Raw genomic sequence first — 23237 nt, forward strand, 5'->3', positions numbered from 1 at the left:
GCGAGGAAACGTGGGGCGCGTTCCGAAGGGTACACGGTTAGAAAGATCTCCCAGATGAGATCCAGCCCTTACGCCGTGTGAAGCAGAAGAGTTACTGGCTTCTGTGAGATGCCTGATAAACCTTGCAAGCCGGAAACCAGCGCCGGCCACCTACTACGAATTCCAGGCCCGCCACGTGCGGGCCTGTTCGTGTCTGGCGATATCTCCTTCGCGACTCCTTGGTTTAAGATCGCCCGGCCTGCCGCGGATGAGGGGTCATCTGCGGTATCGCAGAACCTTTGAACCCACGAGCGGACTAAGGCTGAAGCTGCGCAACGCCTTCATGGCGAAGTGGTGGCGTAATTTCGGCTAGCTTTAGGGGGACCTGAATGGATCAGGCGCAGGAGAGGAATCGAATGGAATCGAAAGAGCAGCACCTGGTGCGTTTGCTCAGCCTGACGACCCGCAGCCTCACCCATCTCACGGCGGCAATGAGCGAAATGTCGTTCGAGATGATGCGTAGCGAGGACCCAGCGGTAAAAAGCGCAGGACGGCGCATGATCGACCACCTGGCTGCCATCGGGGCCGGACTGGATCAGCATTGGGAGGCACTCGCCAGCTACAGTGGCGTGCCTGTGGCCCACGAGGGTAACGAGACCCTGGTGGAGCTTGAACTGAACGAACTCCCACAGGAATCCTGAACAGACGGTCCGACAAGGACCGTTTCTGTTTCTCCGATCTGTCACGCCTTCGTCACGGCCTTGCCATCAGCCTTGGATGGAATCCGCCTATCACAGGTGGAGGACTGTCCATGCGGCTATGCGTGATTGGTGCGGGATATGTGGGCTTGGTGACGGCAACCTGCTTTGCCGAAATGGGCAACCAGGTCAGTTGCGTGGAGCGAGACCCGTTCCGCCTGGCGCGCTTGTCCCGGGGCCAGGTGCCGATCTACGAACCTGGTCTGGAGCCCATGCTCCAGGCGCATCTCGCCAGTGGCCAGTTGAGCTTCACCGAGCGGCTGGAAGAGGGCGTCCTGCAGGCCGAGATCATCTTCATCGCCGTGGGTACTCCCAGCGGTGAAGACGGTTCCGCCGACTTGTCCCATGTGCTGGCCGTGGCCGATGAACTTGGCGCGGTCCTCAAGCGTCCGTGCATCGTGGTCGACAAATCCACCGTACCCGTTGGAACGGCGGAGCGGGTTTCCCAGCGTATCCATGCCGGCCTGGCATCGCGCGGCCTAGGCTTTCGGGTGCAGGTGGCGAGCAACCCGGAGTTCCTCAAGGAAGGCTCCGCCATTGACGACTTCATGCGTCCGGACCGGGTCATCATCGGCTGCGATGATTCCGGCTCCAGCGAGCAGCTGCGCCGGCTCTATGCGCCGTTCCTGCGCAACCACGAGCGAGTCATCACCATGGGTGTGCGTGCGGCGGAGTTCACCAAATACGCTGCCAATGCCTTTCTCGCGACAAAGATCTCCTTCATGAACGAGATGGCGGGCATCTGCACGCGACTCGGCGTGGACATCGAGGAGGTGCGACGAGGCATCGGCAGCGACAAGCGTATCGGTACCCACTTCATTTATGCGGGCTGCGGCTACGGCGGTTCCTGCTTCCCCAAGGATGTGCGCGCGCTGATCCGTACGGCCGAGCAGGAAGGCATGGAGCCCGGCATCCTGCGCGCCGTGGAGGCGCGCAACGCGCTGCAGAAGACCTTGCTGTTCCAGACGGTGCGCGAGCACTTCAACGGATTCTTGCAGGGGAGGGTAGTTGCGCTCTGGGGGCTGGCCTTCAAACCGGGTACCGACGACCTGCGCGAAGCGCCCAGCCTCGTGTTGCTGGAGGCCCTGCTACAGGCCGGTGCGCGGGTGCAGGCTCATGACCCGGTGGCCAATTCCGGCGTCGCTGCGCGCTATCCGAAAGCGCTGGAAACCGGGCAACTGCGGTTGCTGGACTCTCCCTACAGCGCAGCGGAAGGCGCCGATGCGCTGGTGCTGGTCACCGAATGGAAGCAGTTCCGCCAACCGAACTTCGAGCGGGTTCGTGGTCTTATGCGCATGCCCGTGATCTTTGATGGACGCAACCTCTACGAACCGGCGCAACTGGTCGAAGCAGGGTTTCTCTATCGCGGCATAGGACGGCCCGCAAGCGGGCATTGTAAGGCGAGTGCCGCGTGATTAGACTGCGCGGCAATTCGCCATAACACCCACCCCAAAGGATCGAAATGATCAAGAAATGCCTGTTCCCCGCCGCCGGTTACGGTACCCGCTTCCTGCCGGCCACCAAGGCGATGCCCAAGGAAATGCTGCCAGTGGTGAACAAGCCGCTGATCCAGTACGGCGTTGAAGAGGCCCTGGACGCTGGCCTGAGCGAAATCTCCATCGTGACTGGTCGCGGCAAGCGCGCCCTCGAAGACCATTTCGACATCAGCTACGAGCTGGAGCACCAGATCAAGGGTACCGACAAGGAGAAATACCTGGTCGGCATCCGTCGCCTGATCGACGAGTGCAGCTTCGCCTACACCCGTCAGGTGGAAATGAAAGGCCTGGGTCACGCCATCCTCAGCGGTCGTCCGCTGATTGGCGACGAGCCCTTCGCCGTGGTCCTGGCCGACGACCTGTGCCTGAACCTCGAAGGTGACGGCGTCCTGACGCAGATGGTCAAGCTGTACAACCAGTTCCGCTGCTCCATCGTCGCCATCCAGGAAGTGCCGCGCGAGGAAACCTCCAAGTACGGCGTGATCGCCGGCGAGATGATCCGTGACGACATCTTCCGTGTGAACAGCATGGTGGAGAAGCCCAAGCCGGAAGACGCCCCGTCCAACCTGGCGATCATCGGCCGCTACATCCTGACTCCGGACATCTTCGATCTCATCGAGCAGACCGAGCCGGGCAAGGGCGGTGAAATCCAGATCACCGACGCCCTGATGAAGCAGGCCCAGGACGGCTGCGTGCTGGCCTACAAATTCAAGGGCAAGCGTTTCGACTGCGGTGGTGCGGAAGGCTACATCGAAGCTACCAACTACTGCTTCGAGAACCTGTACAAGACCGGCAAGGCCTACTGATTGGGCTGAACCCGTGGAAAGGCCGCCTTCGGGCGGCCTTTTTGTTGGCGGCAGAGAAGCAATGTGGGGGTGGGAGCGAATTCATTCGCGAATGCAGACCGCAGGTCTGCCCTGTATTGCATCAATTGGGACAGCTCCGCTGTCCTTCGCGAATGAATTCGCTCCTACAAGGGAATGACACGACGCACTCTAGGGAATCGGCATCGCCTCGGACCCCGGCCCCAACGGCTGGCCGTAGCTGAACTCCACGTAATTGCCGGCAGGGTCGCGCAGACCGCAGTAGTAGCCGACGGGATAGGGTTCGTCACGAGGGGGCCAGATCAGGCAGCCAGCCGCTTCGGCCTGGGCAGCGATGGCGTCCACCCGGTCGCGGCTGTCCACGGCGAAGCCGAAGTGGCTGTAATCGTCAGCGGCAAGATGGCGACTCTGGCCGCCGGGCATTATCACGAAGATGAACTGGTGTTCCTTGCCGGGCTCGGCCATCCAGACGATCTTCGAGCCCTTGCCCGCGCGCTCGTGTATCACGCGCATTCCGCAGAAGTCCGCATAGAAGCGAATGCAGGCCTCCAGCTCCGGTACATGCAGGGCCACATGGGTGAGGGTGGGGCGCATGGCAACCTCCTTTTCGATGCTTCAAGAATAGGCCCGGCAACTGGTCAGAGACAGATCTTCCGGTATGCTGGCGGCTTGTTTCTGGAGATTCGCCATGGCTTACGACTTCGACCTCTTCGTCATAGGTGCCGGTTCCGGCGGTGTGCGTGCCGCCCGCTTCTCGGCAGGCTTCGGGGCCCGTGTGGCCATAGCCGAGAGCCGCTATCTGGGCGGCACTTGTGTCAACGTTGGCTGCGTGCCAAAGAAGCTGCTGGTCTACGGTGCCCATTTCGCCGAGGACTTCGAGCAGGCCAAGGGATTCGGCTGGAACCTCGATGAGGCCGACTTCGACTGGCAAACCCTGATCACCAACAAAAATCGCGAGATCCATCGCCTCAACGGCATCTACCGCAACCTGCTGGTCAACAGCGGCGTCACCTTGCTGGAAGGCCACGCCCGACTGGTGGACCCGCATACCGTGGAAGTGGACGGGCAGCGATGCACGGCGAAAAACATTCTCGTCGCCACCGGCGGCTGGCCGCAGATTCCCGACATTCCCGGACGTGAACTGGCCATCAGCTCGAACGAAGCCTTCTTCCTCGAGCAACTGCCCAAGCGTGTACTGGTGGTGGGCGGCGGGTATATCGCCGTCGAGTTCGCGTCGATCTTCCATGGCATGGGTGCGCAGACTTCCTTGCTCTATCGCGGCGAACTTTTCCTGCGTGGCTTCGACGACTCCGTGCGCAACCACCTGCGTGAAGAGCTGGGCAGGAAGGGGATGAACCTGCAGTTCAATTCCGACATTGCCCGAATCGAGCGGCAACCCGACGGCAGCCTGCTGGCGACCCTCAAGGACGGCCGCCAGCTGGAAGCCGACTGCGTCTTCTATGCCACCGGCCGCCGCCCGATGCTCGACAACCTGGGCTTGGAGAACACCGGCGTCGAGCTGGACGCGCGCGGCTTCATCAAGGTGGATGAACAATTCCAGACCACGGAGCCGTCCATCCTGGCCCTGGGCGATGTGATCGGCGGCGTGCAACTCACGCCGGTCGCACTGGCCGAAGGCATGGCCGTGGCCCGTCGCCTGTTCAAGCCGGAGGAATACCGGCCGGTGGACTACGACCACATCCCAACCGCCGTCTTCAGCCTGCCCAACATTGGCACCGTCGGCCTGACCGAGCAGCAAGCGCGCACCAAGGGGCACAAGGTCAAGGTCTTCGAGAGCCGCTTCCGGCCCATGAAACTGACCCTGACGGAAAACCAGGAGCGCACGCTGATGAAGCTGGTGGTGGATGCCGAGACCGATCGCGTCCTCGGTTGCCACATGGTCGGCCCGGAAGCGGGCGAGATCGTCCAGGGCCTGGCCGTGGCACTCAAGGCCGGCGCTACCAAGCGCATCTTCGACGAAACCATCGGCGTGCACCCGACCGCCGCTGAAGAGTTCGTGACCATGCGTACCCCGGTCGGCGCCTGACACTGAATGGAGCAACTCTTCTACCTGTCCGACCTGTTCGGCGTAGCGGTCTTCGCCATTACCGGCGCCCTGATGGCGGGGCGCAAATCCATGGACCTGTTCGGTGTACTGGTGATTGCGATCATCACTGCACTGGGTGGCGGCACCTTGCGTGACGTCATCCTCGGCAACCACCCGGTGAGCTGGATTCGCGACGACACCTACATCCTGGTGGCGTCCCTGGCAGCGCTCGGCACGGTGATCTGGGTGCGCCTGACGCAGCCGATCAATGAAACCGGCCTGCTGGTCGCGGACGCCTTCGGCCTGGCGGTGTTCACCGTGTACGGCACCGAGGTTGCCCTGCAGCACAACCTGCAGCCCGGCACGGCGGTGATCATGGGCGTGATCACCGGTGTGGGTGGTGGCGTACTGCGCGACATCATCTGCAACGAGGTGCCGCTGATCTTCCAGAAGGAAATCTATGCAATCGCCTGCATCGCCGGTTCCCTCGTCTTCCTTGGCCTGCGCGAGGTGGCATTGCCGGGTTGGCTGGTCACCGCGGCGGCCATGCTGGTGGTGCTGCTGATTCGCCTGGCGGCCATTCACTGGAAGCTTTCGTTGCCGCGCTTCCATCTGCTCGACCGCGACTGACCTGTAGGAGCGAGCTTGCTCGCGAAGATCGTGCTCGGAGTTTTTTCGCGAGCAAGCTCGCTCCTACAAACAAGTCGACCCGAGATACCCTCCCCTCAATTCGCATTCACTACGGTTCCTTCCAGGGATCGCTGGCGAAATCCGGCAAACCCGCGACACTGGATGCAGTTGTTTCTCACCACTTCAGGTTGGAGGACTGCTGCATGTCCAGAATCGCGCTCCTGTTTGCGCTGCTCCTCGGCGCCGGCCTCGCCCAGGCCGAAATCAAAGCCACTGAAATTCCCTACAAGGGCCCGGACGGCACATCCCTGATTGGCTACTACGCCTATGACGACGCCGTCGTCGGCAAGCGGCCAGGGGTGATCGTGGTCCACGAGTGGTGGGGCCTGAACGACTACGCTAAACGTCGCGCCCGCGATCTCGCTGCGCTCGGCTACAGCGCCCTCGCCATCGATATGTATGGCGAGGGCAAGAACACCGAACACCCGGCCGATGCCCAGGCCTTCATGCAGGCTGCCCTGGCCAGCGCTCCGGCGGCCAAGGCGCGTTTCCTCGCCGGGCTCGACTTGCTGAAGGCGCAACCGCAGACCGATCCCGACAAGCTGGCCGCCATTGGTTACTGCTTCGGGGGCAAGGTGGTGCTGGACATGGCTCGTGAAGGCCTGCCGCTGGCTGCAGTGGTCAGTTTCCACGGCGTGCTGGCCGCCACCTCGGCCGCCAAGCCGGGTGCGGTGAAGGCCAAGGTGCTGGTGGAGCATGGCGAGAAGGACACCCTGGTGCCCATGGCCTCGGTCACCACATTCAAGGAAGAGTTCGATAACGCCAAGGCCGACTACCGTGTGGTGATCCAGCCGAAGGCCAAGCACAGCTTCACCAATCCTGATGCCGACCGCCTGAGCCATGCCGGGCACGGCAGCGAGAAAGGACCGGACCTGGGCTACAACGAGGTGGCAGACGAGAACTCCTGGGCCGACATGCTGGCGCTGTTCAAGGAAACCCTCGGCCAGTAGTGCGTTGGCTAGGCTTGAAAGGAAGGCAACCAAGGGAGCTGTCCCATGAGCAAGCTGCTGCAGACCCGCTCACCCATCGACGGTTCGATCTACGTCGAGCGGCCCTGGGCCTCATCGACGGAGATAGCGGCGGCGCTGGAGCGTGCCGAGCTCGCGCGGGCAGCCTGGAAAGGAACGCCCGTGGCCGAACGGGTCGCGATCACCCGCCGCGCCATCGCTGCATTCGCTGCGCGCGAGGCTCAACTGGCAGAAGAGCTCTGCTGGATGATGGGACGGCCGATTCGCTACGCACCGGGGGAAATTCGTGGCTTCGTCGAGCGGGCCACCTACATGGCGGATATCGCCGAAGAGGCCCTGGCTGATATCCGCCTGCCGGACAAAACTGGCTTCACTCGGTTGATCCGCCGCGAGCCGCTGGGGCTGGCGCTGGTCATCGCGCCCTGGAACTACCCCTACCTGACGGCCGTGAACGCGGTGGTACCGGCCTTGCTGGCGGGTAACTGCGTACTGCTCAAGCACTCCGCGCAGACACCGCTCTGCGCCGAGCGGATGGCAGAGGCATTCGACGACGCCGGCCTGCCGCCGGGCGTGCTGCAATACCTGCACCTGACCCACAGCGACACGGAACAGCTGATCCAGGCCGAGCCAGTTCGTCATGTGGCCTTCACCGGCTCGGTGGAGGGCGGCGCGATGGTCGAGCGCGCAGCGGCGGGGCGCTTCATCAGCTCGGGCCTGGAACTGGGCGGCAAGGACCCAGCCTATGTGCGCGCGGATGCCGACCTCGGCCATGCCGTGGAAACTGCCATCGATGGCGCGTTCTTCAATTCCGGCCAGTCCTGTTGCGGCATCGAGCGCATCTACGTGCATGCCGATCTCTACGATGCCTTCGTGGATCAGGCCGTGGCGCTGGTGGGGCAATACCGGCTGGGCCGTTCCGACGACCCGGAAACCACTCTGGGACCGCTGGTGCGCAGCGAAGCGGCGGAGTTCGTCCGGGCCCAGATACGCGAAGCCGTGGGGCAGGGTGCCAAGGCCCACCTGGACCCGGCTGCCTTTGCCCTGGATCAGCCCGGCAGCGCCTACCTGGCGCCCCAGGTACTGACCGGTGTCCACCATGGCATGCGGGTGATGAATGAAGAATCCTTCGGCCCGGTGGTCGGCATCCAGAAGGTACGCGACGACGACGAGGCCCTGGAATTGATGAACGACAGCCCTTATGGCCTGACCGCCGCGATCTTCAGCCGGGATGAAACCAGCGCACTGGCGCTGGCGGACCGGGTCGAGGCGGGCACTGTGTTCCTCAACCGCTGCGATTACCTGGACCCGGCCCTGGCCTGGACCGGCGTCAAGCAGTCCGGGCGCGGCTGCACCCTTTCGCGGGTGGGCTACGAACACCTGACCCGGCCGAAGTCCTTCCATTTCAAGAACACTTTGTGAGGCGCGACATGGACCCGAGCCACTACCGCATGAACTGGAACTACCCGACATCGGTGCGCGTCGGTGTCGGACGCATCAAGGAACTCGACTCCGCTTGCCGGGAGCTGGGTATGCAGGCGCCGCTGCTGGTCACCGACCCGGGGCTCGCGGCGTTGCCGATGATCGATTTGGCATTGCGCCAATGCCGCGATGCGGGACTCACGGCGGGGCTGTTCCACCAGATCAAGGGCAACCCGACCGGACCGAACGTGATGGATGGCGTGGCCGCATTCAAGGCGGGTCGGCATGACGGCGTGATCGCTTTCGGTGGCGGCTCGGCGCTGGATGCGGGCAAGGCTATCGCCCTGATGGTGGGGCAGGATCGGCCGCTCTGGGACTTTGAGGACGTCGGCGACAACGCGTCGCGCGTCAACGTGGCTGGCATGGCCCCGGTGGTTGCCGTACCTACCACGGCCGGTACCGGTTCCGAAGTCGGTCGCGCGGCGGTCATCACCGACGACCAGGCGCATATCAAACGCATCATCTTCCACGCCCGGATGCTGCCGGCGATCGTCATCCTCGACCCGGAACTCACCGTCGGCCTGCCGCCGAAAATCACCGCTGCCACGGGTATGGATGCGCTGTCCCACTGCCTGGAGGCTTATTGCTCACCGCTCTATCACCCCATGGCCGCCGGCATCGCCCTGGAGGGCATGCGCCTGGTCAAGGACTATCTACCTCGGGCAAACGCAAAGGGCAGCGATGTCGAAGCCCGGCTGCAGATGCTCGTGGCTTCCAGCATGGGCGCGACCGCGTTCCAGCGCGGCCTTGGGGCGATGCACGCGCTGGCCCATCCTCTTGGCGCGCTATACGACGCCCACCACGGCTTGCTCAATGCCGTGCTGATGCCCTACGTGCTGCAGGCCAATCGAGCTCATATAGAGGGTCCCATGGCAAGTCTGGCGCGCTACCTGGGCCTGCCGAAGGCGGGTTTTGCCGGCGTGCTCGACTGGGTGGTGAACCTGCGCAGCGAACTGGATATTCCCCACAGCCTGGGCGACATCGGCATCGACGACGGGCGAGTGGAGCAGGTCGGACGCATGGCCGAAGTCGATCCGTCCGCTGGCACCAATCCGGTCCAGTACGACGCCCAGGCGTACAGCCGCATCTTCGAGAAGGCGCTGCACGGTCGGCTCTGAACTAATCTGATCAATGCAGCGGTGAGGTCCACCTGATCCGTGCCCACGCGGGCCCAGGCCCGCTCCGGGCTACTTTCCCGGCGTTCTCCCCACGTCCACGAACCAGACCCTCGTCGGTGCACGCCGGCACGGTGCGGCGCCGTGCGGATTCAAATTCGATGGGAGAACTGACATGACCGAGTCATTCAGGGCGGTCGGTGGCTGCCGGTGCGACGACAACCCGGTGCGCTACGAATACAACGCCAGGCCCGCGGAGGTGCATTACTGTTTGTGCACCGACTGCACCGACATCTGCGGCGGTGCCATGGCGATCATCGCAGTCGTGGATCGCAACGCCTTCAGGATCACTGCCAATGCCGACAAGCTGAAGTGCTATCACTCCAAGTCCACCTGTCACCGTTACTTTTGCTCCGAATGCGGCTGCCACATGTACCTGCACGTCGACAGTTTCCCCGACTTCGAGCTGGTACACATACCGACGCTGGACCGTGACTCCGACGCCGGCGGCAAGCCGGACCGCTACGTGTTCGCGCGCTCCAAGCATCCGCTCCTGACCCTGCCCGACGATGGCCTGCCGCGTCACCAGGGCTGGGGCGACAGTGGCGCGCCCGTGGAGGCCTGATCGCCAAGGGCTCAGGCGTTGCTGGACAGCACCTGGCGAAACACCTCGAAGGCGGCCGTGGAATAACCCTGGCGCCACACCAGCAGGGTTTCGACCTGCATGAGGGGCAGTTGCAGGACCGGCGGGAGTTCGCGCTGCAGCTCCAGCACCGAGCGCGGCAGGATGCCGACGCAGGCGCCAGCCGACACACAGGCGAGGATGGCGTGGTAGGAACCCACCTGCTGGACCTTCGGCAACGGGCGACTTTCGCCGGACAACCAGTTCTCGGCGATCTGCCGATAGGTGCAGCCCTCGGCGAATCCCGCCAGCCCGCGCACCTGGACATCGGACGGTCCCTTTACCGGCGGGTGGCCGGCTGGCAGGACCAGCAGCAATTCCTCCAGGAACACCGGCTGCGCCTCCAGTCCCATCGCGACGACTTCCTCCTGGCCTTTTGGCCAGGCCACCAGGGCGCAATCAAGGCGCCGCGCCAGAACACCTTCCAGTAGAGCCTGGCTGGTGCCGGTACTCACCTCCAGCTCCACGTCAGGGCACTGGCTATGGAAGCGCGCGAGGGGTGCGGGCAGACGACTGGCAGCGGTACTTTCCATGCTGCCGAGTCGTAGGCGACCGCCGGGTTGCTGGGGGTGCATGGCCTGGCGCGCTTCGTCTGCCAGGGCCAGCAGGCGCTCGCTGTAGTCGAGGAAGGCCTGGCCGCGATCGGTCAGGGTCATGCGCTTGCCCTCACGGAGGAAGAGGGGCGTGCCCAGCTCTTCCTCTAGCTGGCGAATCCGTGTGGTGACGTTGGACTGCGCTCGCTGCAGGCGCTGGGCCGCACGGGTCACGCTGTGCTCCAGGGCCACGGCACGGAATATCTCCAGGCTGGATAGATCCATGGTAAATAATCTCTATTGGAGAATGAATACTTAAAATTATTCTCCATTTAAGATAGATTGGCCAGGTTTTCACGTGTCCAGGAGTCGCTGCGTCATGTCCTTCACCCAACTGCTCAGTATCGAATTCCCCATCATCCAGGCCCCCATGGTGGGTGTTTCCACCCCGGCCCTCGCGGCTGCCGTGTCCAATGCCGGCGCCCTGGGCTCCATCGGCATTGGTGCCAGCAACCCGGCCCAGGCTCGCGCCATGCTCGCGGAAACCCGTGCCCTGACCAGCAGACCCTTCAACGTCAACCTCTTCTGCCACCGGCCGGCAGTCTCCGATCCGCAGCGCGAGGGCGCGTGGCTGGAACACCTGCGGCCATTGTTCGCCGAGTTCGACGCCGAACCGCCGGCCGGTATTCGTGAGATCTACAAGAGCTTCCTTGCCGATCCCGAGATGGCGCAGCTGTTGCTGGATGAGCGTCCGGCAGTCGTCAGTTTCCACTTCGGCCTCCCGCCGCAGGATTGGATCGACGCGCTGAAGAGCGCAGGCATCCGCTTGCTGGCCAGCGCCACCAGCCTGGAGGAGGCGCGCCTGGTGGAGGCAGCAGGCGTCGATGCCATCGTGGCCCAGGGCATCGAAGCTGGCGGCCATCGTGGCGTGTTCGAGCCCGAGAAGGGCGATGCTGGCATCGGCACTCTGGCACTGGTGAGGCTGATCGCGCGCAACTGCCGCATTCCGGTGATCGCCGCTGGAGGAATCATGGACGGGCAGGGCATCCGCGCCGCGCTGGTGCTGGGTGCCCAGGGCGCGCAACTGGGTACCGCCTTCGTGCCTTGCCCGGAGTCCGCCGCCAACGCCGCTTACCGCGCGGCCTTGAAAGGCGAGCGCGCCCACCAGACGCGCATCACCGCCGCGATTTCCGGCCGCGCCGCCCGTGGCATGGTCAACCGCCTGTGGACCGACCTCGACACCCCGAATGCGCCAGCCTTGCCTGACTACCCGAACACCTACGATGCCGCCAAGGCCCTGCATGCCGCCGCCAGCGCCAGGGGCTGCAACGACTTCGCCGTGCAATGGGCGGGGCAGGGCGCGCCGCTGGCGAGGGAGATGCCCGCGGCAGAGCTGGTGAAAGTGCTGGTGGAGGAAATGCACGCCTGAGCGGGATGCACCCTGTAGGAGCTGGCTTGCCAGCGAATGGGATCGCTTCGCCAGCAAGCTGGCTCCTACAGGAATTCATCGAGCCATGTCGATCCGTCGGGGCGCCAATCGACCACGGGATGATCGTCTATCGTCATCCCACCCAATCAGGAGGTGCGCCATGAGCAAGCGGATTCACACCATCGTCCCGTGCCTGTGGTTCGACACCGAGGCAGAGGCCGCGGTCAACTTCTACATCGGTATCTTCCCCAATTCGAAGGTCACTGCTATCAGCCGCTATGGCGAGGCGGGCCGGGACGTCCACGGCAGGGAGCCAGGATCGGTGCTCACCGTGGACTTCGAACTGGACGGCCAGCGCTTCACCGCGCTCAATGGCGGCCCGGTGTTCAAGTTCAATGAGGCTGTGTCCTTCCAGATCCACTGCGACGATCAGGAGGAACTGGACCACTACTGGGACAAGCTCTCCGCCGGAGGCGACCCGAACGCCCAACAGTGCGGCTGGCTCAAGGACCGCTACGGGCTCTCCTGGCAGGTAGTACCCATCGCGATGATCAAGATGCTTGAGGACTCGCAGTCGGCGGGTTCCCAGCGCGCGTTCGCAGCCATGATGCAGATGAAGAAACTGGACGTCGCGGCACTGAAAAAAGCCTTCGACGGTTGAGGCCGCTGCAGGCTGGAACGGATTAGGTAGCTAGATACACATCCGTTCGATAACCGCACCAATAGTCGATTATCGGATTGTTCGGGAGGGGGCCGGGGAGTACTTTTTGCTCACCCGGCGCCCTAAACGCCCTGGATAACAACACGAGATCGACCATGGCTGAAATCATTTCCCTCCGCGAAGCCGTCGAGCGTTTCATCAACGACGGCGACAAAGTAGCCCTCGAGGGCTTCACCCACCTGATTCCTACTGCCGCTTCCCACGAAATCATTCGCCAGGGCAAGAAAGACCTGCACGTGGTGCGCATGACCCCCGACCTGGTCTATGACCTGCTGATCGGCGCTGGCTGCACCCGTAAGTTGACCTTCTCCTGGGGCGGTAACCCTGGCGTGGGCTCGCTGCACCGCCTGCGTGACGCCGTCGAGAAGCAGTGGCCGAATGCCCTGGAAATCGACGAGCACAGCCATGCCGACCTGGCCAACTCCTATGTGGCCGGTGCCTCGGGCCTGCCGTTTGCCGTGCTGCGCGCCTACGCCGGTTCCGACCTGCCTAAGGTCAACCCGAACATCAAGTTCATCCAGTGCCCGTTCACCGGCGAACAATTGGCGGCGGTTCCGTCGGTTCGCCCGGACGTCACCGTGATCCACGCACAGAAGGCCGACCGCAAGGGCAACGTACTGCTCTGGGGCATCCTCGGTGTGCAGAAGGAAGCGGCCCTGGCAGCCAAGCGTTGCATCGTCACCGTCGAGGAAATCGTCGACGACCTGAACGCGCCAATGAACGCCTGCGTCCTGCCCACCTGGGCCCTGACCGCTGTCTGCCACGTACCTGGTGGCGCCCATCCGTCCTACGCCCACGGCTACTACGAGCGCGACAACCGCTTCTACCAGGCCTGGGACCCGATCGCCCGCAACCGCGAAACCTTCACTGCCTGGATCGATGAGTACATCCGCGGCACCAAGGATTTCAGCGAATTCCAAGCCAAGATTGCGGAGGCCAAGTGATGAGCTCCTATACCACCAATGAAATGATGACCGTGGCGGCTGCCCGCCGCCTGAAGAATGGCGCCGTCTGCTTCGTCGGCATCGGCCTGCCGTCCAAGGCCGCCAACCTGGCGCGCCTGACCTCGTCCCCGGACGTGGTGCTGATCTATGAGTCCGGCCCCATCGGCGCCAAGCCGAGCGTGCTGCCGTTGTCCATTGGCGACGGCGAACTGGCCGAAACCGCTGACACCGTGGTGCCCACCGGCGAAATCTTCCGCTACTGGCTGCAAGGTGGCCGTATCGACGTCGGCTTCCTCGGTGCTGCCCAGGTAGACCGCTTTGGCAACATCAACACCACCGTGATCGGCGACTACAACAGCCCGAAAGTGCGCCTGCCGGGCGCGGGTGGTGCTCCGGAGATCGCCGGTTCCGCCAAGGAAGTGCTGATCATCCTCAAGCAGTCCCATCGCACCTTCGTCGACAAGCTGGCCTTCATCACCTCCGTCGGCCATGGCGAAGGCGGCGACCACCGCAAGCAGCTTGGCCTGCCCGGCAAAGGCCCGGTAGCGCTGATCACCGACCTCTGCATCATGGAGCCAGAAGCCGGCACCAACGAATTCATCGTCACCTCGCTTCACCCGGGCGTGACCCGCGAGCAGGTAATCGAGAACACCGGCTGGGCCATTCGCTTCGCCGCCGATGTGTCCGAGACTCAGGCTCCGAACGAGACCGAGCTGACTGCGCTGCGCGCCCTGGAAGCCCGTACCGCCGCCGCCCACGGCCAGCAAGGGGGTGAGGAATGAGCCGCGAGGTCTACATCTGCGACGCCATCCGCACGCCCATCGGCCGCTTTGGCGGTTCGCTGGCACCGGTTCGCGCCGACGACCTGGCCGCCGTCCCGATCAAGGCCCTGGTGGAGCGCAATCCCCAGGTCAAATGGGATCAGCTGGATGAGGTGTTCCTCGGCTGCGCCAACCAGGCCGGCGAAGACAACCGCAACGTAGCGCGCATGGCGCTGCTGCTGGCTGGCCTGCCGGACAGCATTCCGGGCGTCACCCTGAACCGCCTGTGCGCTTCGGGCATGGATGCGGTGGGCACCGCCTTCCGCGCCATCGCCTCGGGCGAAATGGAACTGGCGATTGCGGGTGGCGTGGAATCCATGTCCCGCGCGCCCTACGTGATGGGCAAGGCCGACAGCGCTTTCGGCCGCACCCAGAAAATCGAAGACACCACCATTGGCTGGCGCTTCATCAACCCGCTGATGAAGGCCCAGTACGGCGTCGATGCCATGCCGCAAACCGCGGACAACGTGGCTGACGACTACCAGGTTTCCCGTGAGGACCAGGACCTGTTCTCCGTGCGCAGCCAGCAGCGTGCCGGTCGCGCCCAGGCTGAAGGTTTCTTCGCCGAGGAAATCGTCCCGGTGGTGATCAAGGGCAAGAAGAGCGAGACCGTGGTCGACCAGGACGAGCACCTGCGTCCGGACACCTCCCTCGAAGCCCTGGCCAAGCTGAAACCGGTCAACGGTGAAGGCAAGACCGTCACCGCCGGCAACGCCTCTGGCGTGAACGACGGTGCCGTGGCACTGATCCTGGCGTCCGCCGACGCGGTGAAGAAGCACGGTCTGACCCCGCGCGCGAAAGTGCTCGGCATGGCCAGCGCCGGCGTTGCCCCGCGCGTCATGGGCATCGGCCCGGTGCCGGCGGTGCGCAAGCTGATGGAGCGCCTGAACCTGGCCATCGGCGACTTCGACGTGATCGAACTGAACGAAGCCTTTGCCGCTCAAGGCCTGGCCGTGATGCGTGAACTCGGCATCGCCGACAACAGCGACAAGGTCAACCCGAACGGCGGCGCCATCGCCCTCGGCCACCCGCTGGGTGCCAGCGGCGCGCGTCTGGTCCAGACCGCCCTGCACCAGCTGGAGAAATCCGGCGGCAAGCTGGGTCTGGCGACCATGTGCGTGGGCGTCGGCCAAGGCCTGGCCCTGGCTATCGAGCGCGTCTGACAGCTCTTGGTGCGCACGGCACACCCTACCGTAGGGTGCGCCGTGCGCACCGGCTGCTCCGCGCAAAAGCTGGCCCCGCGCGGCCGGCTGCTATAAAACGAAACACCATCCCGATTTCTGGAGCACTGGCTTGAACAGCCCGAGCAACCAACTCTTCGACGCCTATTTCACCCAGCCTGCCATGCGTGCGGTGTTCTCCGACCAGGGCCGGGTGCAGGGCATGCTGGACTTCGAGGCCGCACTTGCCCGTGCCGAGGCGAGCGTCGGCCTGATCCCCGGCGACGCCGTCGCCCCCATCGAGGCCGCCTGCAAGGCCGAACTCTACGACTACTCCGCGCTGGCCCAGGCCATCGCCACAGCCGGCAATTCCGCCATTCCGCTGGTCAAGGCCCTTGGCAAGCGAGTCGCGGCCAAGAGCACGGACGCCGAACGCTACGTGCACCTCGGCGCCACCAGTCAGGACGCCATGGACAGCGGCCTGGTGCTGCAATTGCGTGCCGCCACCGAGCTGCTGGAGCAGGACCTTGCCGGCCTGGCACAGGCCCTGGCGGTGCAGGCCGAACGCTTCGCCGATACCCCGCTGGCCGGTCGCACCTGGTTGCAGCAGGCCACTCCCGTCACCCTCGGCATGAAGCTCGCCGGGGTGCTCGGCGCCGTCACTCGTCATCGCCAACGCCTGGCCGAGCTCAAGCCGCGCCTCTTCTGTCTGCAGTTCGGCGGCGCGTCCGGCAGCCTGGCTGCACTGGGCGATCAGGCCTGGCCGGTGGCCGAAGCGCTGGCCCGCGAACTGGACCTGAACCTGCCGGACCAACCCTGGCACACCCAGCGCGACCGCCTGGTGGAGTTCGCCAGCCTGCTCGGCTTGATCGCCGGCAGCCTCGGCAAACTGGGGCGTGACCTGAGCCTGCTGATGCAGACCGAAGCCGGTGAAGTCTTCGAACCGTCCGCGCCGGGCAAGGGTGGTTCGTCCACCATGCCGCACAAGCGCAATCCGGTGAGCGCCGCGGTGCTGATCGGCGCCGCCACCCGTGCGCCGGGCCTGGTATCCACTATGTTTGCCGCCATGCCCCAGGAGCACGAGCGCAGCCTCGGCCTGTGGCATGCCGAATGGGAAACCCTGCCAGAACTCTGTTGCCTGGTATCCGGTGCCCTGCAGCAGGCGCTGCTGGTGGTGCCCGGCCTGGAAGTCGATGCCGCGCGCATGCGCCGCAACCTCGATTTGACCCAGGGGCTGGTGCTGGCCGAAGCCGTGAGCATCGCCCTTGCCCAGCGCATCGGTCGTGACGCCGCCCATCACCTGGTGGAGCAGTGTTGCCGCCAGGCGGTGAAGGAGAGCGCCCACCTGCGCGTCGTGCTCGGTGCCAATGCCGAAGTCAGCGGACAACTTTCCGCCGCCGAGCTGGACCGCCTGCTCGATCCGGCCCATTACCTCGGACAGGCGCGTCGCTGGGTCGAACGCGCCGTTGCCGATCACCAACATTTTTCGCGCTAGGAGATTTGCATGCCTGCCGTACGTCTCGCCGATGGCGACCTGAACTACCTCCTCGAAGGCCCGGCCGGTGCGCCGGTGCTGGTGCTGTCCAACTCCCTGGGCACCGACCTGCACATGTGGGATGTCCAGATCCCGGCCTTCACCCAGCACTTCCAGGTGCTGCGCTACGACACCCGTGGCCACGGCAAGTCCCTGGTCAGCGAAGGCCCCTACAGCATCGAGCAACTGGGCGGTGACGTGCTGGCCCTGCTGGATGCCCTGGACATCGAGAAGGCGTACTTCTGCGGCCTGTCAATGGGCGGCCTGATCGGCCAGTGGCTGGCCATCAACGCACCCGAGCGCATCGAGCGCCTAGTGCTGTGCAACACCGCCGCCAAGATCGGCACCCCGGAAGTCTGGAACCCGCGCATCGACACCGTGCTCTCCGGCGGTGCCCAGGCCATGCGCGACCTGCGCGACGCTTCGATTTCCCGCTGGTTCACCCCGGATTTCGCCGAGGCTGAGCCGGCCAAGGTCGAGCCCATCGTAGGCATGTTGGCGCAAACCTCGCCCGAGGGTTACGCCGCCAACTGCGCCGCCGTACGTGATGCCGACTACCGCGAGCAGCTTGGCCGCATCGCCGCACCGACCCTGATCGTCTGCGGCAGCGGCGACCCGGTGACCACCACCGAGCACGGCCGCTTCATGCAGGAGCGCATTGCCGGCGCCGAGCTGGTCGAGTTCCATGCGGCGCACCTGTCCAACGTGCAGGCCGGCGACGCCTTCAGCCAGCGCGTGCTGGCTTTCCTGACCGCCTGACTATTGATGTAGGAGCGAGCTCTGCTCGCGAATGCGCTTTTCGCGAGCAGAGCTCGCTCCTACGATCCCGATTCGAGGACCTATCAATGGACGAGAAAGAACGCTACGAAGCCGGCATGCAGGTACGCCGCGCCGTGCTGGGCGATGCCCACGTGGACCGCAGCCTGCAGAACCTCACGCCGTTCAACGAAGAGTTCCAGGAAATGATCACCCGCCACGCCTGGGGTGATATCTGGACCCGCCCGGGCCTGCCGCGTCATACCCGTAGCCTGGTGACCATCGCCATGCTCATCGGCATGAACCGCGAGGGCGAGCTGAAGCTGCACCTGCGCGCCGCGAAGAACAACGGCGTGACCCGCGACGAGATCAAGGAAGTGATCATGCAGAGCGCCATCTACTGCGGCATCCCCGCCGCCAATGCCACCTTCCACCTGGCCGAAGCCGTGTGGGATGAGCTGGGCGTGGAATCGCTGCAAGGCTGATCCCCGCAAAAGCAGAACGCCGCCCGGACCACGCATCCGGGCGGCGTTTTTTATTGGGGGTGGTGTGTGTTTCGCTCTCTATGTAGGGGCGAATTCATTCGCCAAGGGCAACGCAGTTGCCCCATTGGGCAGACCTTCGGCCTGTATCGCGATTGAAATCGCCCCCACAGGTTAGGTGCTGGACCGAGCCCTTTGTGGGAGCGAATTCATTCGCGAAGTGGCTGGGCGCCGTGCCAGCCGGTGACCACCCTCACCCCCGGCCTCTCTCCCAGAGGGCGAGGGGTGACTCACGGTTCACCTTCGGCGGAATCCTGTAGGGGCGAATTCATTCGCCAAGGGCGACGCAGTCGCCCCACATTTCCCGCCATCAGGCATCCCACTCCGGCGCGAAGTCCGGGCTGACCACGCGCTTGTCCTTCTGCAGGGCGGCGATCAGGGCGCGGTCCTCATCATCGAGCTGCACCTTGAGGGCATCCAGGTTGGACTGCTGGTTCGCTTTGCTTGAGGCCTTCGGAATGGCGGCGACGCCCTCCTGATCCAGCAACCATTTCAACGCTACCTGGCTGGGAAGGACGCCATGCTTCTCGGCGATCTGGCGAATTGCTTCCTGCTCCGCCGCCAGGCCGCGTGCCAGCGGGGTATAGGCGGTCAGCGCCAGTCCCTTGCTGCGGGCGTAGTCCAGCAGAGGCTGCTGGTCGAGCATGACGTGGTACTCGACCTGGATGGCGGACAGCGGTGCACCGAAGTCATCAACCACCTGGCGCAACAGGCCCAGGGGGAAGTTGGCGACGCCGATGCAGCGCGCCTTGCCTTCATCGCGCAGGGCCACCAGGGTTTCGATGCTGCGCGCAAGGTCCCAGTCCCTGGCCGGCCAGTGGATCAGGAACAGATCCACCTGCTCGGTGCCCAGGGCACGCAGGCTGTCTTCCAGCGACTGGCGCATGGCGGCCGGCTGTAGTTTGTCCCACCAGACCTTGGTAGTCAGATGGATGGATTCGCGAGCTACATCACTCTGGCGCAGGGCTTCACCCACGGCGGCCTCGTTCTCGTAGGCGGGCGCGGTGTCGATGTGGCGGTAGCCCAGCTCCAGGGCCTGGCGCACGGCACGGGTGCATTCCTCGCCCGTCATGGGCCAGGTGCCGAGGCCGAGCTGGGGCATGTTCAGTCCCTGGGCGGTGGTGAGATTCCGCATGGATGACTCCTTGTTCGTGGATAGAGGCTTGCTCATTGGGGGATGCCTGCCGCATGGCGGCCGGCGATGTAGCCGAAGGTCATGGCCGGGCCCAGGTTGATCCCGCCGGACGGGTAGTGCCCGCCCAGCACGCTGGCCATGTCGGTGCCTGCTGCATAGAGCCCGGGAATCGGTTGGCCGTTCGCGTCCAGTACCCGTGCCTGTCCATCGGTGCGCAGACCGGCGAAGGTGCCGAAGCAGCCTGGCTGGACCTTTACCGCATAGAACGGGCCGTGCTCGATCTGCGCCACGCAGGGATTGGAACCCTTATGCAAGGCGTCCCCGTTTCGGCGATTGAAGGCGGTGCTGCCACGCCCGAACTCCGGGTCTTCGCCGTGGCGTGCATGGTGGTTGAACGCAGCCACGCTGGTGGTCAGCCCGGCGGCGTCGATGCCGCAGGCTTGCGCCAGTTCGACCAGGGTCCTGCCGCGTTTGAGGTAGCCATTGCGCACGTGGGGCCAGAGCGGAACAGGGGCGGGGCGGGCGAAGCCCAGTCCGTAGCGGCGCTGGAATCGGTGGTCGCAGATCAGCCAGGAACAGCTTTCCTCACCTTCCGGAACAGCCTTGTTCATGGCGTCCACGTAGTCGTAGTAGCCGCCGGCTTCGTTGACGAAGCGCTTGCCGTTGCTGAGGACGCCGATGATCCCGGGCTTGCCGCGATCGATGATGTGGGGGAAATGGCCAAAGGTGCCGTTGGGGTAGGGCACTCGGGATACCGGCGCCCAGGCCACGGGAGAACGCAGGTCGTCGGCCACGACGCCGCCGGCGGATTCACCCAGTCGCAGGCCGTCGCCGGAGCAGGACGCCGGGGGCAGGGCAAGGTTGTCGTGGCCACTGATATCGCGGGGGAACATGGCCTTGCGTCGCACCGGGTCATTGGGGAAGCCGCCGGCTGCCAGCACCACGGCCCTGGCATGGATGGCGACTTCTATGCCGTCCCGCTCGATCACCGCCCCACGAACGCTGCCGCCTTCGACTATCAGCCGGCGCGCAGGCGCCGATTCCATCAGTTGCACGCCGAGGTCGTTGGCCGACCGGGCCAGGCGTGCCACCAGCGCGACGCCGTTCACCAGGTGCATGGCACGCCCGTAACGGGCCAAGTGGTAGAGGTGAGTGAGGAAGCGCCGCGCCACATGGACGAAGGCACGTAGCGAGCGGGTCATGCCGAGGAAGGCGGCCAGGTCGGCCCCGGCCATGATCGGCATGCCCATGAAGGACGTTTCACGCATGGTCTTGCGCAGGCGCAGCAAGAGGTTGCCGACTTCCCGTCCGTCGTACGGCGCGGCGATCACCTGGTGGCCACCGCTGGCGGCGCCGGGAGTGTCTCCGTGCATGTCGGGAATCCCGTTGCCATCGACGAACTGCAGCGCGGTGTGCTGTTCGAAGAAGCTCACCATTTCCGGGCAGGTTTCGAGGAAAGCATCCACCAGTTCCGGTCGGAAGTGTTCGCCCAGCTCGTTGCGCAGGTAAGTGCGCGGCTGCTCGATGTCCTCCTCGATACCGGCACGCCGGGCCAATGGATTGCGCGGCACCCACATCCAGCCGCCGGACCAAGCGGTGGCGCCACCGAATACCGGTTCCTTTTCGACGAGGATTACTTTCTGGCCGTGATGGGCGGCGGTGACGGCGGCGGCAAGGCCCGCGGCGCCGGAGCCGATTACCAGCAGGTCGCAGTCAAGGCGATGGGGAGCAGGGTGTGCGGCAGGCATGTCGAAGTAACCTCAAATACTGGAACTATGTTCCGTATTCTATTGATGCTATCTCCCGTGACCAAGGCCGGGGGGGTGCAAGTGGCCGGTCAGCGAACATAAAAAAGCCCGCCAGATGGCGGGCCGAAGGGGGGTGAAGCACGCTTACCAAAGGATTAGAGGATCGACAGCGGATAGCTGATGATCAGACGGTTCTCGTCGAATTCGTTGTTGCTGAAGTCACGGCGGATGCTGGAGTTGCGCCACTTCACGCTGAGCGCCTTGAACGCACCGGACTGCACCACATAGGCCAGCTCGGTTTCGCGGATCCATTCCTTGCCGTCGGTCACGCTGCCGACGTGGGCGTCGTCGCCGCTGATGTAGCGGTTCATCAGGGTCAGGCCGGGCACGCCGACGGCGGCGAAGTTGTAGTCGTGGCGCAGCTGCCAGGATTTCTCCTTGGCGTTGTCGAAGCTGGAGTTGTAGCTGTCGTTGGCCAGGGTGCCGCCGCTGGTGCCGTTGACGCGCATCCAGGCATCGTCGCCGCTGACTTTCTGCAGGCCGACGTAGAAGGTGTTGCCACCGTACTTGGCCGAGAGCAGGGCCGACCAGGTCTGGTTGTCCAGGTCGCCGGCCAGGGCGCTGCCGTTCTCCTTGCCGTTGAAGTAGCCGAGGTTGGCACCGAGGGTCCAGTCGCCCACCGGCTGGCTGTGCATCACCTGCAGGTACTGCTGCTGGTAGATGTCTTCCAGCTCGGCGTACCACAGGCCGACCAGGGTGCGCTTCTCGTTGAAGGCGTACTCGCCGCCGGCGAAGTTGAAGCGGTCCGAGGTGAAGGCCGCGCGGCCGTTCATGGACATGTCTTCCAGGCTCGCGTCGTTACGCGGGCTGTTCTGACGGAACTGGCCACCGTAGAGCGTCAGGCCGTCGATCTCCTGGGAGGTGACCTGGCCGCCCTGGAAGGTCTGCGGCAGGGAGCGGCCATCGTCGGAACGCAGGATCGGCAGCACCGGCATCCACTCGCCGACCTTCAGCTCGGTCTTCGACACGCGCATCTTGCCGGCCACTGCCAGGCGGCCGAAGTCGTCGGCGGGACGGCCGTCGTCATGCACCGGGAGCAGTTGGGTGCCACGGGTGCCCTTGCCACCATCGAGCTTCACCGAGAGCAGGCCGAGCATGTCGACACCAAAGCCCACCGGCCCTTCGGTGAACCCTGACTTGGCATCGAGAATGAAGTTCTGCGTCCATTCCTCGGCCTTTCCTTGCGGGTAGGTCGGGTTCACGAAGTTGCGGTTGATGTAGAAGTTGCGCAGGTTCAGCGTGGCCGTGGCGTCTTCCACGAAACCGTGCTCATCGGCAGCCAGTGCGGGCAGGGCGGCCAGGGAAACGGCGGCGGCGAGGATGCGCGGGACAAAGGATTGAGCCTGGCGGCGGGTGGAATTCATGCTCGTTCTTGCCTCTGTGATTGTTGTTCTCGGGTGCGCAAAAGCCCCTTCGCGGCGCTTGCGCGAATACAGCTCAGGGTTGGATTTGCGGCTGGCGTCAGCGGGCTTTGCGGCGCTCGATCAGGCGTGCGACGCAGCGTTGCAGCCGATCGCCCAGGCCTTCACCGCTGGCCAGCTGGACCAGGGCAACGGAGGCGAAAGGGGAAGCGCAATCGAAGGACGGCCCGGGAATGGGCGACGAGGCATTGGGTGTGGGTGACTGGAGCATCGTGGTCGACCTTTCTTGTATTTATGTCGGTAAAAGGCGAGGCGTCGCTGGGGATCGCAGGCTGGTTGCGGCAACGCCTCGCACCTGGGATCGATAGTGAAATCCGCCAGCCTCGCGTTCAATCGGTCGAAAGCGCTTTCGTTCGATAATCGAACGAAAACTAACCATTCCGTACATTTTCTGT

Annotated in this window: 23 protein-coding genes; 17 read left to right on the plus strand and 6 right to left on the minus strand. The window is 64.5% G+C overall.

What is annotated here, in order from left to right:
• Positions 1 to 395 precede the first annotated feature (395 nt).
• From MnOB_RS22835 to galU, 3 genes are all read left to right on the plus strand, one after another.
• The gene (locus MnOB_RS22835; protein WP_077526556.1) at positions 396 to 680 is read left to right on the plus strand and encodes a hypothetical protein; all 285 of its coding nucleotides are present in this window, start codon (positions 396 to 398) and stop codon (positions 678 to 680) included.
• 110 nt (positions 681 to 790) lie between these two features.
• The gene (locus MnOB_RS22840) at positions 791 to 2152 is read left to right on the plus strand and encodes a UDP-glucose dehydrogenase family protein (protein ID WP_077526558.1); all 1362 of its coding nucleotides are present in this window, start codon (positions 791 to 793) and stop codon (positions 2150 to 2152) included.
• Between the two features lie 47 nt (positions 2153 to 2199).
• The gene (gene galU / locus MnOB_RS22845; RefSeq protein WP_077526560.1) at positions 2200 to 3039 is read left to right on the plus strand and encodes a UTP--glucose-1-phosphate uridylyltransferase GalU; all 840 of its coding nucleotides are present in this window, start codon (positions 2200 to 2202) and stop codon (positions 3037 to 3039) included.
• A 189-nt stretch (positions 3040 to 3228) separates the two neighbouring features.
• Here the strand turns inward: galU and MnOB_RS22850 are convergent, their stop codons facing one another.
• Positions 3229 to 3651, minus strand: coding sequence for a VOC family protein (locus MnOB_RS22850; RefSeq protein ID WP_077526561.1), 423 nt, complete (start codon positions 3649 to 3651; stop codon positions 3229 to 3231).
• Between the two features lie 94 nt (positions 3652 to 3745).
• On the opposite strand from MnOB_RS22850, the gene gorA reads away from it, so the two are divergent.
• From gorA to MnOB_RS22880, 6 genes are all read left to right on the plus strand, one after another.
• Positions 3746 to 5104, plus strand: a complete 1359-nt coding sequence (gorA, locus tag MnOB_RS22855) for a glutathione-disulfide reductase (RefSeq protein WP_077526563.1) — start codon at positions 3746 to 3748, stop codon at positions 5102 to 5104.
• 6 nt (positions 5105 to 5110) lie between these two features.
• Entirely contained in the window at positions 5111 to 5734 is a 624-nt protein-coding gene (locus tag MnOB_RS22860; RefSeq protein ID WP_077526565.1) for a trimeric intracellular cation channel family protein, read from the plus strand.
• Positions 5735 to 5937: 203 nt separating this feature from the next.
• A complete protein-coding gene (locus tag MnOB_RS22865) occupies positions 5938 to 6744 on the plus strand; it encodes a dienelactone hydrolase family protein (protein ID WP_077526566.1) in 807 nt (268 codons plus the stop codon).
• Between the two features lie 45 nt (positions 6745 to 6789).
• A complete protein-coding gene (locus MnOB_RS22870; RefSeq protein WP_077526568.1) occupies positions 6790 to 8181 on the plus strand; it encodes an aldehyde dehydrogenase family protein in 1392 nt (463 codons plus the stop codon).
• 8 nt (positions 8182 to 8189) lie between these two features.
• Complete coding sequence (locus MnOB_RS22875; RefSeq protein WP_077526570.1) at positions 8190 to 9359, plus strand: iron-containing alcohol dehydrogenase; 1170 nt, start codon at positions 8190 to 8192, stop codon at positions 9357 to 9359.
• Positions 9360 to 9531: 172 nt separating this feature from the next.
• The gene (locus MnOB_RS22880; protein ID WP_077526572.1) at positions 9532 to 9981 is read left to right on the plus strand and encodes a GFA family protein; all 450 of its coding nucleotides are present in this window, start codon (positions 9532 to 9534) and stop codon (positions 9979 to 9981) included.
• Positions 9982 to 9992: 11 nt separating this feature from the next.
• On the opposite strand, the gene MnOB_RS22885 is transcribed toward MnOB_RS22880, so the two are convergent.
• Positions 9993 to 10856, minus strand: coding sequence for a LysR substrate-binding domain-containing protein (locus tag MnOB_RS22885; RefSeq protein ID WP_077526573.1), 864 nt, complete (start codon positions 10854 to 10856; stop codon positions 9993 to 9995).
• Between the two features lie 94 nt (positions 10857 to 10950).
• Here MnOB_RS22885 and MnOB_RS22890 point away from each other — a divergent pair, with 94 nt between their 5' ends.
• From MnOB_RS22890 to pcaC, 8 genes are all read left to right on the plus strand, one after another.
• Positions 10951 to 12000: an NAD(P)H-dependent flavin oxidoreductase gene (locus MnOB_RS22890; RefSeq protein ID WP_077526574.1), complete on the plus strand. Its 1050-nt coding sequence runs from the start codon at positions 10951 to 10953 to the stop codon at positions 11998 to 12000.
• Positions 12001 to 12160: 160 nt separating this feature from the next.
• Complete coding sequence (locus MnOB_RS22895) at positions 12161 to 12661, plus strand: VOC family protein (RefSeq protein WP_077526575.1); 501 nt, start codon at positions 12161 to 12163, stop codon at positions 12659 to 12661.
• Between the two features lie 155 nt (positions 12662 to 12816).
• Complete coding sequence (locus MnOB_RS22900; RefSeq protein WP_077526576.1) at positions 12817 to 13665, plus strand: CoA transferase subunit A; 849 nt, start codon at positions 12817 to 12819, stop codon at positions 13663 to 13665.
• A complete protein-coding gene (locus MnOB_RS22905; RefSeq protein WP_077526578.1) occupies positions 13665 to 14447 on the plus strand; it encodes a CoA-transferase subunit beta in 783 nt (260 codons plus the stop codon). Before MnOB_RS22900 ends, MnOB_RS22905 begins: the two co-directional genes overlap by 1 nt.
• Positions 14444 to 15649: a 3-oxoadipyl-CoA thiolase gene (gene pcaF, locus MnOB_RS22910; RefSeq protein WP_077526580.1), complete on the plus strand. Its 1206-nt coding sequence runs from the start codon at positions 14444 to 14446 to the stop codon at positions 15647 to 15649. Before MnOB_RS22905 ends, pcaF begins: the two co-directional genes overlap by 4 nt.
• Positions 15650 to 15779: 130 nt before the next feature.
• Positions 15780 to 17141 (plus strand): 3-carboxy-cis,cis-muconate cycloisomerase, encoded by a 1362-nt coding sequence (locus tag MnOB_RS22915; protein WP_077526582.1) that lies wholly within the window; start codon positions 15780 to 15782, stop codon positions 17139 to 17141.
• Positions 17142 to 17150: 9 nt separating this feature from the next.
• Positions 17151 to 17939: a 3-oxoadipate enol-lactonase gene (gene pcaD, locus MnOB_RS22920; protein WP_077526584.1), complete on the plus strand. Its 789-nt coding sequence runs from the start codon at positions 17151 to 17153 to the stop codon at positions 17937 to 17939.
• An 86-nt stretch (positions 17940 to 18025) separates the two neighbouring features.
• On the plus strand, positions 18026 to 18421 hold the full coding sequence (gene pcaC / locus MnOB_RS22925) for a 4-carboxymuconolactone decarboxylase (protein WP_077526586.1): 396 nt from the start codon (positions 18026 to 18028) through the stop codon (positions 18419 to 18421).
• A gap of 367 nt (positions 18422 to 18788) precedes the next feature.
• Here the strand turns inward: pcaC and MnOB_RS22930 are convergent, their stop codons facing one another.
• The 4 genes from MnOB_RS22930 to MnOB_RS28925 all read right to left on the minus strand — a co-directional run bounded on the left by MnOB_RS22930 (position 18789) and on the right by MnOB_RS28925 (position 23053).
• Positions 18789 to 19613, minus strand: a complete 825-nt coding sequence (locus MnOB_RS22930) for an aldo/keto reductase (protein WP_077526587.1) — start codon at positions 19611 to 19613, stop codon at positions 18789 to 18791.
• A gap of 32 nt (positions 19614 to 19645) precedes the next feature.
• A complete protein-coding gene (locus tag MnOB_RS22935; protein WP_077526589.1) occupies positions 19646 to 21361 on the minus strand; it encodes an FAD-dependent oxidoreductase in 1716 nt (571 codons plus the stop codon).
• A 155-nt stretch (positions 21362 to 21516) separates the two neighbouring features.
• On the minus strand, positions 21517 to 22785 hold the full coding sequence (locus MnOB_RS22940; RefSeq protein WP_077526591.1) for an OprD family porin: 1269 nt from the start codon (positions 22783 to 22785) through the stop codon (positions 21517 to 21519).
• Between the two features lie 97 nt (positions 22786 to 22882).
• On the minus strand, positions 22883 to 23053 hold the full coding sequence (locus MnOB_RS28925; RefSeq protein ID WP_158713851.1) for a hypothetical protein: 171 nt from the start codon (positions 23051 to 23053) through the stop codon (positions 22883 to 22885).
• Between the last annotated feature and the right edge of the window lie 184 nt (positions 23054 to 23237).

The sequence above is a fragment of the Metapseudomonas resinovorans genome, from assembly GCF_002003485.1.
Classification (GTDB): Bacteria; Pseudomonadota; Gammaproteobacteria; order Pseudomonadales; family Pseudomonadaceae; genus Metapseudomonas; species Metapseudomonas resinovorans_D.